This is a genomic window from Pseudomonas sp. S04, assembly GCF_009834545.1.
Classification (GTDB): Bacteria; Pseudomonadota; Gammaproteobacteria; order Pseudomonadales; family Pseudomonadaceae; genus Aquipseudomonas.
Genome location: NZ_CP019427.1, coordinates 4,231,388 through 4,244,574, shown reverse-complemented (window position 1 = coordinate 4,244,574; position 13,187 = coordinate 4,231,388). Strand labels below are relative to the sequence as shown.

Sequence of the window (13,187 nt, the reverse complement as noted above, 5' to 3'; positions counted from 1 at the left end):
TGCTCGTGGGGCGCCCTGACAACAGGCACGGCGCTCCTGTTGCCATATTGTTGATAAGTCATACAGGTCCGAGACATGGATGTTTTTCAGAGTCGCCTGCGCACCGCCGCAGGGTGGTTACTGCTGGTAATCACGCTCATGGGGATGGCAATGCTGCTGCCGCGCAGCACATTCGACCCGGAGTCCGTCGATTTCATTCTTCTGCTGGGTGTTATTGGCATCTGGCGTTATTCCATGGGCGCCGTGCATTTCGTGCGGGGGATGATCTTCCTCTATCTGGTGTTCCCCTGGTATCGGCGCAAAATGCGACAGCTGGGTGAGCAAGCGGCCCCGTCCCACGTGTTCCTGCTGGTCACCAGCTTTCGCATCGAGGCGCTCACCACCGCTCAGGTCTACCAATCGGTGATCCGCGAGGCCATCGACTGCGGCTACCCGACCACCGTGGTGTGTTCCATCGTCGAGCGTTCGGACGAGCTGTTGATCGAGAGCCTGTGGCGGCAGATGAACCCACCGCAGCGGGTCAGTCTGGACTTCGTGCGCATCGCCGGAACCGGCAAGCGCGATGGCCTGGCCCACGGTTTCCGCGCCATTTCCCGGCACCTGCCCGACGACGATTCGGTGGTGGCGGTGATCGATGGCGATACCGTACTGGAGCAGGGCGTAGTGAAGAAAACCGTGCCCTGGTTCAAGCTTTTCCCCAATGTCGGTGGCCTGACCACCAACGAGTTCTGCGAAGTGCGCGGCAGCTACATCATGAGCGAGTGGCATAAGCTGCGCTTCGCCCAGCGCCACCTCAACATGTGCTCCATGGCGCTCTCCAAGCGTGTGTTGACCATGACCGGGCGCATGTCGGTATTCCGCACCAGCGTGGTGACCAATCCCGGCTTCATCGCTGACGTCGAGACCGACCACCTGGAACACTGGCGCCTCGGACGCTTCCGCTTCCTCACTGGCGACGACAAGTCCAGTTGGTACAGCCTGATGCGCCTGGGCTACGACACTTTCTATGTGCCGGACGCGTCCATCAACACCGTTGAGCACCCGCCGGAAAAAAGCTTCATCAAGGCCAGTCGCAAGCTGATGTTCCGCTGGTACGGCAACAACCTGCGGCAGAACTCCCGCGCCCTGGGCCTTGGCCCGAATCGTTTGGGCTGGTTCACCTGCCTGGTGCTGGCCGACCAGCGCGTATCCATGTGGACCAGCCTGCTGGGGCCCACCGTGGCGATCATCGCCAGCCTCAAGTACGGCTTCGCCTTCCTGATGGTGTACCTGCTGTGGATCGGCCTCACTCGCCTGGCGCTGACTTTGCTGCTGCTGGCCTCCGGGCACAAGGTGGGGCCGGCTTATCCGCTGATCCTCTATTACAACCAGATCATGGGCGCGCTGGTGAAGGTGTACGTCTTCTTCCGCCTCGACCGGCAGTCCTGGACCCGCCAGGACACCAAGCTTAATCGCGACCTGGCGAGCTTTTCGCGCTGGTTCAACACCTGGTCTTCGCGCGCTATGACCTTCTCCGCGGGCAGCGTCTTTCTTGCCCTGCTGATGTTCGTGGTGTGATCGGCGAAAAGGACCCAAATACCTTGAAGCCAGGTTCAACTTACTAATTTGAAAGGAAAAAATTATGAGTGCAGTGATCAGCCCGGTGGGCAACGCCAATATGGTGCATGAGTCCGAGGCGCAGCGTCAGCATGCGCGCCTGAAGCTGCCGGCGAAGATCCGGTTCCAAGGCCAGCAGGGGGGCGTCCAGGAAGTCGAACTGATAGACCTGTCCGCTGGCGGTTTCAGCTTCGAGCAGGGCAGCCAGTCGGTGGTCGAGGGCAAACTCTATCGCGGCAAGCTGATGTTCAAAGTAGAGGGCATCGGCTTCGCCATGGATGTCGAATTCCAGGTGCGCTCCATCATTGGCGGCAAGCGCGTTGGCTGTGAGTTTCACAACCTGCGTCCGCGCGAGATGTCGGCGCTGCGCTACATCATCAGCTCCTTCATCGGCGGCGAGCTGGTGAATGTCGGTGGCCTGATCAGCATTCTCCAGCGCGAGAACTTCACCAAGGCCCGTGGCGGCAAGGGGAATGAAAGGCTCAGCCTGCTCGGCCGCCTGCGCGCCATGGGTTTAACCCTGGTGATGCTGCTCGTTGGCCTGGGCGCCTTCGCCTATGTGCTGTACCAGTTCTACGACATCTACTTCGTCACTCACGCTGACTCGGCCCAGGTCAGCGTGCCCGGCACGCAGGTCGCGATGCCGCGCGAAGGCACTGTGCAAAGCCTGGTCACCGTTGGTAGCACGGTCAGCAAGGGTGCACCGGTGGCCACCTTCACGGCGAACATGCTGGATGCCCTGAAGGGCGCCCTGCCGGAATCGGAGATGACCCCGGACAACCTGGAGCGCCTGTTCAACAAACGCTTCCAGGGCACCCTGACCAGCCCTTGTGACTGCAAAGTGGTCAGCCAACTGGTGGGTGATGGCCAGGTGGCAGCCAAGGGCACTCCGGTGTTCATGCTGGCGCCGGTGGACAGCGTCGCCACCGTCGAAGCACGCTTCCCGTACCGCGCTTTCAACAAGCTGCAACCAGGCACCCCACTGACCTTCCTGGTGGGTGGCGAAACCACTGAACGCAGCGGCCGGATCACCAGCATCGCCCTGCAGGACGGCGGCCTGGCTTCGGACATCCGCGTACACATCCAGCCAGACGAGCCGCTTGCCAGCGATCTGGCCAAGCGTCCGGTGGACGTGCGCATTCGCCCGTTGAACGGCTTCTTCGCCAATAACGGCCTGAACAGCCTGGTGTTCGAAAAATGAAGAGCACCGGACTAGCATGCGGGCTGCTGAGCTCGCTCAGCCTCGGTCTGCTGGCCGGTTGCGTGGCGTTGCCCGACCTGCAGTTGGCCAAGACGGCCAAGGGCAGTGGTGACCTCGCGACCGCGGAACAGAATTACCGCGTCCTCGCCAGCGAAGGTTACGTCGAGGCCCAGATCGGTCTCGCCGACCTGCTGATACGCAGTCCTTTGATCGAGCAGCGGATGCAGGGCGAGACGCTGTACCGCCAGGCCCTCGATCGCTCTCCGGCGGCGCCAGCGCGGCTGGGTAAATGGCTGGCGAGCAAGCCGCAGGCGAGTCCTGCCGAGCGCCGGGAGGCCGAGCAGCTGTTGCGCCAGAGCCTGGCGGCCGGCGACAACAGCGCATTGCTGCCACTGGTGCAGCTGCAACTGCAGGATCCGCAAAAGCTTGCCAGCGGCGAGCTGGAACGCGAGCTGGAGCAATGGCAGGCGCAAGGCATCAGCGAAGCCCGGCTCGGCAAGGTGCTCCTGTACCGTGTGCGCGGCAACTACGAGCAGAAGCTGGACGAGATCGAAGCCATCTGTGAGGGCTGGTTGGACCAGGCCAGTGAATGCTATGTCGAACTTGCCGAGATCTTCCAGCGGCGTGGTTACAAAGACCGCCAGCAGCAGTTGCTGGCGCGGCTGGACTCGGCCTACCAGGCCGGCCTGGTGTCGCCTGAACGTGTGATGAGCGTTGCCAAGGTCCTGGCCGACAGCAGCCTGGGCGAAGCTGATCCAAAGGCTGCCCAGGTGCTCTACACGCGTATTGCGCCGGCCTACCCGGATGCCTGGTGCGGTTTGGCCGAACTGGTCCTGCGCTTCCCCGACCTGGGGGATGGGGCCGTACTCACCGGATACCTGAACAAGGGTATCGAGGCGGGTTCCAGCCGCGCGGCACTGATGCTCGGGCAGCTGTACCTCAAGGGCCAAGTCGTACCGGCCGATCCGCGGGCGGCGGAGCAGTACCTGCTACAGGCCGCGCCCGGCCACCTCAAAGCGCACCTGCTGCTGGGCCGGTTGTACCGGGATGGCGCGCTGGGCGACATCGAGCCGGAAAAGGCGCTGGAGCATCTGCTGATTGCCGCCCGTGCGGGCGACCCGAGCGCCAACATCGCGCTGGCCCAGCTGTTTGGCGAGGGCAAGGGCGTGCGGATCAACGCCGTCTACAGCTACACCTTCGCCACGCTCGCGTCGCGTCAGGGCGTGGCCCAGGGGCAGGTCCTGATGGAGCGCCTGGCGCCGAGGCTGCAAGCGCAGGACTACCAGCAGGTGGAGAGCCTGCTGGCCCGTGAAATCGAGGCTCGCGGTGGCCAACAGGTCACCGCCAGGAATCAAGCTGATCAAGCGCAGGAAGTGCTATGACTTCGAAATACCGTCCAGTCACCACGCTGGCCTGCATGGCCGGATTGCTGGCCAGCTCCGTCGTCCTTGGGGCGCAGCCGCAACCCGGCTTGTCTTATGGCGCCAATCTCAAACTCACCGCGCAGTCGATCGATGACCTCGATCTGGGTACCCGCGACGGTGGCGACTTCAATGGCGTCGGTCTCAGCGTGCGGCCCTGGGTCTACAACCGTCAGGGCGACTGGAGCGCCTTCGCGCTCGGCGAGGCGTTCCTCGCCACCGACACCATCGAGTCGGACACCAGCGAATCCGACACCTTCGACCCCAACGACGCCCGCGAGCGAGAGGACCAGTTCCTCGCCATGCACGAGTTCTGGGTCGACTATGGCGGTCTGAGCGCTTATCCGGGAGAGTCCTTGCGACTCGGTCGGCAGAAGATCCGCAGTGCCGACGGCCTGTGGTGGGACAGCAATATCGAAGCCTTGCGCTGGAATTTCGAGACAACCCTGCTCAGTGCCCACGTCGGCATTGCCGAACGTTTCAGTGACTACCGCACGGACCTGGATGAACTGGCGCCCGAGGACGAGGATCGCCTGCACCTGCTCGCCGACCTGTCCTGGCAGTGGCAGCCGGGTCACTGGGCCGGAGTGAAGCTCCATCACAGCGATGATGGCGGCAACCTGCCGGGGGTGGGTGAGTCGGTGGACCAGATGAGCAAGACCACGACCGGCGACCTCACCTGGTTGGGGGCTGAACTCAATGGCGATTTCTACAACGAGCGCAGCAACCTGCCGCTCAATTACTGGGTAGCCGCCACGTGGCTGACCGGTAATGTCGACACCTTGCGCACCAACACCGTCAACGGCCGGCGCCAGGCCAACGACCAGGTCAGCCAGGATGTCGATGCCTGGGCGGTCGACCTTGGCCTGCGCTGGAATATCGACCAGAACTGGCGCGTCGGTACCACCTACATGCGTGCCAGCGGCGGCTCCGACGGCGACGACTCCGAGCAGTTCCAACAGACCGGGCTGGAGAGCAACCGCTCCAAATTCACCGGCACCGGCAGTGCCATCAACCGCTTCGGCGAAGCCTATCGCGGTGAGATGAACAACCTGCAGGCGGCCAGCGTGTTCAGTGGCTGGCAGTTGGCCGAGGACTACGACGCCAGCCTGGTTTACCACCGCTTCTGGCGGGTGGATGACCAGGCCGACAGCAGCAGCGGACTGAAGGCCCAGTTGGTGCCTGGCGAGAAAGATATCGGGCAGGAAGTCGACCTGGTGGTGACGCGCTACCTGAACCGCGGGCAGATACCGGCCGGGATGGAGTGGCTGAAGGCATCCTCCGCGCTGGTCCGCTTCCGGGGCGGGCTGTTCTTTCCGGGCGATGCCTTCGGCAAAGGCACGGATTCGAGTATGCACCGCGCATTCGTTGATTTTGTCTGGCGCTACTGAATGCCGCCTGCCGAGCTGACCATGGAGTTGGACGCTATGTATTTACACACAAGAAACAGGCACCGCTGGGTCGCCGGCATGGTCCTCGCGGCTAGCCTCGCGTGGGCGCTCGTGGCACCGGCCGGGGAAGACGCCGCACCCGCTTACCAGGTCTCGAGCATTCCCGTCGAGTCGCTGCTGATCGAGCCGCCGAAGCTGCCCGATCTGTCGCCCTATACGGCCGAGGCGGCCAATGCCCGGATCGTTCGCAAGCCCGCTGGCAACGTGGTGCTCAAGCGCATGATCGGCCCGAACCAATTGGTGGAGTTCACCGGTGGCGACGAGCGTCTGCGTGAGTGGGTCAAGCGCCAGGGTGAAATGCCCCAGGCGATTTTCATCGAGGGTGGTTATGTCACGCTCAAGGATCTCGCCCGCAGCCTGCCGAAGAAGTATTTCGAGGAAACCGAGCCGGGTATCTACATCGCTCGCCTGCCGATCGTCGTCAGCCAGGGCGCGACCCTGCACGTCGGTGCCGAAACCCGCGACTTGCGCCTATCCAGCGAGCGCGGCGCGTTCCTGATCAACGACGGCAAGCTGTTCATCATGTACACCCGCCTTACCGCCTGGAGCGAGACGGAAAACCAGCAGGACTGGTTCAAGAAGAAGGGCAAGTTCCGCCCCTTCCTCAACGCTTGGGGCGGTACCGAGACCTACATCGTCAACTCGGTGGTCTCGAGTCTTGGCTACACCGCGAGCAAGTCCTATGGCGTATCGATCTCCCAGTACAGCCCGGCGATGCATCCGACCATGCAGCGCGACCATCCCAGCGGCTGGCTGATTGACTCGATGTTCGACGACATGTGGTACGGCTTCTACTGCTACGAAGCCTATGACGTGGTACTCAAGGGCAATACCTACCGCAACAACCTGGTCTACGGTATCGACCCGCACGATCGCTCGCGACGCTTGATCATCGCCGAGAACACCGCCTATGGCACCCGCGAGAAGCACGGCATCATCGTCTCCCGCGAGGTGAACGACAGCTGGATCTTCAACAACCGCTCCTACGAGAACACCCTCTCCGGGATCGTGGTCGACCGCTCCAGCGTCAATAACGTGCTGGCCAACAACGAGGTTTATCGCAACGGCTCCGATGGCATCACCATCTACGAGAGCGGCGACAACCTGTTGTGGGGCAACCGGGCGTTCAACAACGCGCGGCACGGCATTCGTGTGCGCAACAGCGCCAATGTCGGGCTCTATGAAAACCTCGCAGTGGCCAACGGCCTGCTCGGCATCTACGGGCACGTCAAAGACCTCGTCGGCACACCCCGCGACCTGATACTCGACCCCTTCGACATGAACCTCTCCATGACCGTGGTTGGCGGTCGCCTGATCGGTAACCAGTCGGGCGCCATCTCCGTCGTGTCGCCGCAAAGCGTGAAGCTCTACGGTGTGGAAATGCTGATGCCGACCCAGCCCAGTGGCATCGGCATATTCGGTGCGCTTGCCAAGGAGCAGAGCCGAATCATCGACCTGCTGGTGCGACAGAAGCAGGCCGTGCTGGTCCTGCCGCTCGACAAGTTGGCGCAACTTCAAGTGAGTGACAAACAATGAAACGGAGTTCAATGGGCCGCTTAGCCCAAGGGTGGCTGGCGTGCGCCTCGGTTGCGACGCTCTTCACCAGTTCCCTGAGCCTGGCCGCCGAGGCGCCCGTCTACGAGATCGAGCGCTGCTGCCAGATCTGCCCGCAGGCGCTGCAAGACAGCAGCTACACCGGTGATCTGGGCGATTTCAGCCGACTGGCGCAGGGGCAGGAAGATTGGCTGTTTCGCAGCAAGATCGACTTGATGACCAACATCGGCACCACGCCCGAAGGTTTCAAGTTGCTGGAAGATCTGCGTGATGCATTGAAAGCCAGGGGCGTGGAACTGGTGATGGTCTACCTGCCACCGCGGGGCCTGCTCGTCACTGAAATGCTCAACCCGCAGGAGCGCAGCAGCTTCAATGCCGAACTGTCGCGCAGCAATTACCTGGCGACCATCGAGCGCCTGCGCAGCCTGGGTATTCGCGTGCCGGATCTCACCGCACTGCTGGATCTGCCGGCCGACGTGCGCAGCAAATTCTTCTTCAAACGCGATAACCACTGGACGCCGCAAGGCGCTGAGTTGACCGCGCAATTGCTGGCCGCCGAGCTCAGGAAGTCGAAGGTCTTCGAGGGGATTGCGCGCAAGGAATTTGCCACGCGCACCGAGGGCAGCCTGTACAAGGCCGGCTCTCTCAACCAGGCATTCGGCAAAATCTGTGGCAGCGGGTACGCCAATGAATATTTCACCCGCGCCGTGACCGAGCCCAAAGAAGAGAGCACCGAGCTGTTTGGTGATACCGAGCGGCCCGACGTGGTGCTGGTCGGCACCAGTTTCAGTTCCGCACAGTACAACTTCGACGGCTTCCTCAAACAGTACGCCAACGTCGACGTGGATAACCGCTCGGTGACAGGCGGGGGCTTCCACAGTGCCATGCTGCAGTACCTCGGCACCCAGGACTTCCAGGACAAACCGCCGAAGGTACTGATCTGGGAGGTCAACAGCTATTACGACCTGGCCATGGCGACTTTCTATCGCCAGGCCATGCCCCTGCTGGATAACGGTTGCCGGAACGTAACGGCGCAAATAGACCAGAAGCTGACCCTGCGGCCAGGCAAGAACGAGGTGCTGGTCAACACTGGGGTCAAGCCGATCCGCAGTGAGGACGCCGTCGTCGAGATCCAGTTCAGCAAGCCCGAGATCAGCGATTTGCGCAGTACCGTCTGGTACATGAGCGGCTCGAGGGAAAACCTGTTGATCAGCCGGTCGCGGGAAGTCGAGTCGAACGGCCGCTTTGTTTTCCGCTTGCGTGAGGACGCCGAGTGGGCGGGGCAGACGCTGCTCTCCCTGGAAATCGATATGCCGGCAGACATGCCCCCGGGGCTGCAGGTCGAGGCGAAGATCTGCCGCAGGGCGGACAAACCCGCAAGCGTGATGCAAGCCAAGGCCGATTGACCTGATTGAGCCATGCGCCGGGCTGCACCTGGCGCATGGACTCCTTAGGGCAACGACGATCATTCAAAAGGAGATTGAGAGCGTGGTTTTTTCTTCCAACGTGTTCCTGTTCCTGTTCCTGCCGATTTTCCTCGGCTTGTACTACCTGGTCGGAACGCGCTATCGAAACCTGCTGTTGCTGGTCGCTAGCTACATCTTCTATGCCTGGTGGCGCATCGACTTCCTGGTGCTGTTCGCTGTCGTGACAGTGTTCAACTACTGGATTGGCCTGCGCATCGGCGCGGCCGGAGTGCGCACGAAAACTGCGCAGAAATGGCTGCTCCTCGGCGTGGTGGTGGACCTCGGCGTACTCGGCTATTTCAAGTACGCCAATTTCGGCGTCGACAGCCTCAACGCCATCATCACCTCGTTCGGCATGGAGCCCTTTGTGCTCACGCACATCCTGCTGCCGATCGGGATCTCTTTCTACATCTTCGAGTCCATCAGCTACATCATCGACGTCTACCGCGGCGACACCCCAGCCACCCATAACCTGGTGGACTTCGCCGCCTTTGTGGCGATCTTCCCGCACCTGATTGCCGGCCCGGTACTGCGTTTTCGCGACCTGGTGGACCAGTTCAACCACCGTACCCACACGGTGGACAAGTTCGCCGAGGGCTGTACGCGTTTCATGCAAGGCTTCATCAAGAAGGTCTTCATCGCAGACAGCATCGCGCCCATCGCCGACCATTGCTTCGCGCTTTCCGACCCCACCACGGGCGACGCCTGGCTGGGTGCGCTGGCCTATACCGCGCAACTGTATTTCGACTTTTCCGGCTACAGCGACATGGCCATCGGCCTGGGCCTGATGATGGGCTTCCGCTTCATGGAAAACTTCAAGCAGCCGTACATCAGCCAATCCATTACCGAGTTCTGGCGACGCTGGCACATCAGCCTTTCCACCTGGCTGCGCGACTACCTGTACATCAGCCTGGGCGGCAACCGCGGAACCGCTTTCCAGACCTACCGCAACCTGTTCCTGACCATGCTGTTGGGCGGTCTGTGGCATGGCGCCAACTTCACCTACATCCTCTGGGGCGCCTGGCACGGCGTCTGGTTGGCCATTGAGCGTTTCTGGGGCGTGAACGCCGCGCCACGGGTGCTCAACCCGCTGAAGTGGATCTTCACCTTCATGCTGGTGGTGATCGGCTGGGTGATTTTCCGCGCCGAAAACCTCGACGTGGCCTGGCGCATGTACGTTGCCATGTTCAGCTTCGCCGACTGGCGGCTCTCCGAGCTCAACCACGCTCAGCTCACCAGCCTGCAGATCGCCACCCTGGTGCTGGCCTATGTCGTGCTGGCCATCTTCGGCATCCGTCAGTTCTACGCCCAGCCGCTGGCCGGCGGAGCCAAGGACCGCGCCAGCGAAGACCACGGCATGATGATCAACGCCAACGGCGCAGCCGCCGTGGCGCGCCTGCGGATAGGCGCCGTGACCTTCCACGCTGCCGTGCTCCTGCTGTTCGCCGTCTCGGTGCTGAAGCTCTCGGCGCAAAGCTTTTCGCCCTTCCTGTACTTTCAGTTCTGAGGGGAACCGACTATGAACAGAACCCTGAACCTGCTCTACAGCGTGCTCTTCTGCAGCCTGCTGCTGGCGCTCTGCCTGTGGTCCCTGCGCGCGGTATTCGGCTTCTCCGCAGCCAGTGAAACCAGCGTGCTGGACGGCAAACTGGCGCTGGCCTTCGAGAAGCACTACGACGCCCAGTTCCCGGTCAAGCAACTGGGCACCAATCTCTGGGCGCTGGCGGACTACACGCTTTTCGGCGAAGGCCGCCAGGGCGTGGTCATCGGCCAGGACGGCTGGCTGTTCTCGGACGAGGAGTTCAAGCCGGCGAGCAAACCCGATCAGTTGCAGGACAATTGGCGGTTGGTGAACGCCGTACGGGCCGAGTTCGAGCGTCGTGGGGTGACGCTGGTGCTGGCGCTCCTGCCAGCCAAGGTTCGACTCTATCCGGAGCATCTGGATGACGAGCGACCCGTGCTGACTCAGCAGAGCCTGTACCCGAAGGTCCTCGACATGATGCGCCAAGCCGGGTTGAGCGGGCCGGATCTGTTGCCTGCGCTGCAGCAGGCGAAGGCGCAGGAGCCAGTGTTCCTGCGTACCGACAGCCACTGGACCCCCTTCGGCGCAGAGGTCGCGGCCAGGAGTCTGGCCGAGCATCTGGCGCGGCAGGGTATCTGGCAGCGTGGCGACCAGACCTTCGTCACCGAGGCTGTCGCCAGCCGGGAGCACAAAGGCGACCTGTTGAGCTTCCTGCCCCTGGAGCCGTACTTCGCCGACCTGCAACTACCGGCCGAGCGCCTGCGCCCGCGCCTGACCCGGGCCGCCGAGGGACAGGAGGCGAGCGCCGAGGATGAGTTGTTCGTCGACGCCCTGCCATCGATCGCGCTGGTCGGGACCAGCTACAGCGCCAACCCGGACTGGAACTTCGCCGGTGCGCTGAAACAGGCCCTGGGCAGCGACCTGGTCAATTACGCCGAGGAGGGCAAGGGCCCACTGGTGCCCATGCTGAACCTGCTGCAGCAGGGGGATAAAGAGCTCGCCGGGCTGCGCCTGGTGATCTGGGAGTTCCCCGAGCGCTACCTGATGCTACCCAGCGATCTGTCCGGATTCGATGCGGCCTGGCTCGCCCGGCTGCACAACGGCGAGGAGCCGGTCAGCCGCGCGCTGCACACCGCCACCTCGACCTCCACTGAGCCCGTCCTGCAATTCTAGGAGTACCTGTATGTCCCTTTTTTCCTCGATTTCCTACACCCTGCGCTTGGGCAGCCTGCTGCTTGGCCTGTCCGCCCCGTGGGTGATGGCTGACGAAGCGGCGCTCTACGGTCCGGCGGCACCGCATGGCTCGGCTTTCGTACGCGGCTTCAACGCCGCAAACAGCAGTTTTGACGCCAACCTCGGCCCTGTCCGCATCAATGACCTGGGCGCCAAAAGCAGCAGCGATTTCGCCTTCCTGCCGGCCGGTAAATACACCGTCAGCGCAGATAGCAAGAGCCTGGCGGTGAAGCTCGACGCCGAGCGCTACTACACACTGGTGCAGATGCCGGATGGGGCGCTGGAACTGGTGGAGGAGCCGCCGTTCAAGAATCGCCAGAAGTCCCTGCTGCGCCTGCAGAATCTATCCGACACCGCCCTGTCGATTAAAACCGCCGACGGTCGTACCGAGGTCATCCGCCCGGTCTCGGCTAACGCCCGTGGCGAGCGCGAGATCAACCCGGTCAAGGTGCGCCTGACGCTGTTCGCTGGCGACCGCAAGATTCGTGACCTCGACCCGCTGGTGCTGGAGCGTGGCGAAGTGGTCAGCCTGTTCGTCACCGGTTCCGCCGACAAGTTGTCTCCGGCCTGGGTCAAGCGTCCGGTTGCGACCAACTGAGGAATGGCTATGAAACCCTGGCAGATCTGCTCGCGGATGGCGCTCACCGGCCTGGCCCTGTTGCTGGCCGGCGGCTGCAGCAAGCCCCTGGAACGCAACGCCGGCGCCAGTCTCGTGCCGCCCAGCGGCTACTACCTGGCCGCTCCGTCCCCCAAGGATAAGGTGGCGGCCTGTCCCGAGGTACCCGCGCCCTATTCGGGCGACCTGCTGTTCCCGAGCAAGTACGAAGGTTCGGACTCGGCCAGGGACAAGCTCAACCCGCAGGCCGCCGCGCGCTACAAGCGGCTGACCGGCGATGTGCGTACGCTGGAAAGCGGCGTGAGCAAGCTGGTCGGCAAGTATCTGGAGGATGGCCGTCAGGAATACGCCGACTGCGCCCTGACCTGGTTGAGCACATGGGCCGAAGCCGACGCGCTGCTCAGCCGAACCTACAACCACACCGGCAAGTCGGTGCGCAAATGGGCGCTGGGCAGCCTGTCTTCCGCCTATCTGCGGCTACAGTTTTCCGGCTCAGAACCCTTGCGTGGGCATGAGGCCGAAACTCGCGCCATCGAACAGTGGTTCGCCCAGCTCGCCGATCAGGTGGTGCACGATTGGAACGAGCAACCGCGTGAGCGGCGCAACAACCACCAGTACTGGGCTGCCTGGGCGGTGATGGCAAGCGCCGTGGTGCTCGACCGCCAGGACCTGTTCGACTGGGCGGTCGAGCAGTACCGCCATGGTATGGAGCAGGTCGACGCCGATGGCTACCTGCCGCTGGAGCTGTCCCGGCAGACCCGGGCGCTTGCCTACCACAACTACAGCCTGGGGCCGCTGGTAATGATCGCGGCATTCGCCGAGGCCAACGGGCTGGATCTGCGTGGCGACAACGGTGGTGCCCTGCAGCGGCTCGCCCAGCGGGTCGAAAGTGGCGTGCACAACCCGCGCCTTTTCGAGGCCCGGTCCGGCTACCCGCAGGAACTGGAGGATATGCAGGAGGACGGCAAGTTCGCCTGGCTGGAGCCCTACTGCGCACTTTATCGCTGCTCGGCCGAGACCGATTCGTGGCGCCGCTCTCTGGAGCCGCTGGAGACCTATCGGCTAGGAGGGGATATCACCCAGTTGTTCAACCCTTGATCGCATCGATGCATTCACTCTCCCGGTAG

General features: G+C 62.9%; 10 protein-coding genes. All 10 read left to right on the top strand.

All coding sequences use genetic code 11. The annotated features are described in order from the left end of the window. Window positions 1–75 precede the first annotated feature (75 nt). The 10 genes from PspS04_RS18665 (at window position 76) to PspS04_RS18620 (ending at window position 13,158) form a co-directional block, all read left to right on the top strand. Window positions 76–1,557, top strand: coding sequence for a glycosyltransferase family 2 protein (locus PspS04_RS18665; protein ID WP_159997108.1), 1,482 nt, complete (start codon window positions 76–78; stop codon window positions 1,555–1,557). 64 nt (window positions 1,558–1,621) lie between these two features. Further along, entirely contained in the window at window positions 1,622–2,797 is a 1,176-nt protein-coding gene (locus tag PspS04_RS18660; RefSeq protein ID WP_269467579.1) for an alginate biosynthesis protein Alg44, read from the top strand. Next, window positions 2,794–4,179, top strand: a complete 1,386-nt coding sequence (locus PspS04_RS18655) for an SEL1-like repeat protein (RefSeq protein WP_159997106.1) — start codon at window positions 2,794–2,796, stop codon at window positions 4,177–4,179. Before PspS04_RS18660 ends, PspS04_RS18655 begins: the two co-directional genes overlap by 4 nt. Next, complete coding sequence (locus PspS04_RS18650) at window positions 4,176–5,609, top strand: alginate export family protein (protein WP_194240662.1); 1,434 nt, start codon at window positions 4,176–4,178, stop codon at window positions 5,607–5,609. Before PspS04_RS18655 ends, PspS04_RS18650 begins: the two co-directional genes overlap by 4 nt. Window positions 5,610–5,645: 36 nt before the next feature. After that, a complete protein-coding gene (gene algG, locus PspS04_RS18645) occupies window positions 5,646–7,205 on the top strand; it encodes a mannuronan 5-epimerase AlgG (RefSeq protein WP_095165645.1) in 1,560 nt (519 codons plus the stop codon). An 11-nt stretch (window positions 7,206–7,216) separates the two neighbouring features. Then, window positions 7,217–8,629: an alginate O-acetyltransferase gene (locus PspS04_RS18640; protein ID WP_159997104.1), complete on the top strand. Its 1,413-nt coding sequence runs from the start codon at window positions 7,217–7,219 to the stop codon at window positions 8,627–8,629. 82 nt (window positions 8,630–8,711) lie between these two features. Beyond that, on the top strand, window positions 8,712–10,196 hold the full coding sequence (locus PspS04_RS18635; RefSeq protein WP_159997102.1) for an MBOAT family O-acyltransferase: 1,485 nt from the start codon (window positions 8,712–8,714) through the stop codon (window positions 10,194–10,196). 12 nt (window positions 10,197–10,208) lie between these two features. Beyond that, window positions 10,209–11,384 carry an alginate O-acetyltransferase gene (locus PspS04_RS18630; RefSeq protein WP_159997100.1) on the top strand — a complete coding sequence of 392 codons (1,176 nt, stop codon included), beginning with the start codon at window positions 10,209–10,211 and terminating at the stop codon, window positions 11,382–11,384. A gap of 10 nt (window positions 11,385–11,394) precedes the next feature. After that, window positions 11,395–12,042: an alginate O-acetyltransferase AlgF gene (locus tag PspS04_RS18625; protein WP_159997098.1), complete on the top strand. Its 648-nt coding sequence runs from the start codon at window positions 11,395–11,397 to the stop codon at window positions 12,040–12,042. A 9-nt stretch (window positions 12,043–12,051) separates the two neighbouring features. Next, the gene (locus PspS04_RS18620; protein ID WP_159997096.1) at window positions 12,052–13,158 is read left to right on the top strand and encodes a mannuronate-specific alginate lyase; all 1,107 of its coding nucleotides are present in this window, start codon (window positions 12,052–12,054) and stop codon (window positions 13,156–13,158) included. Window positions 13,159–13,187 lie beyond the last annotated feature (29 nt).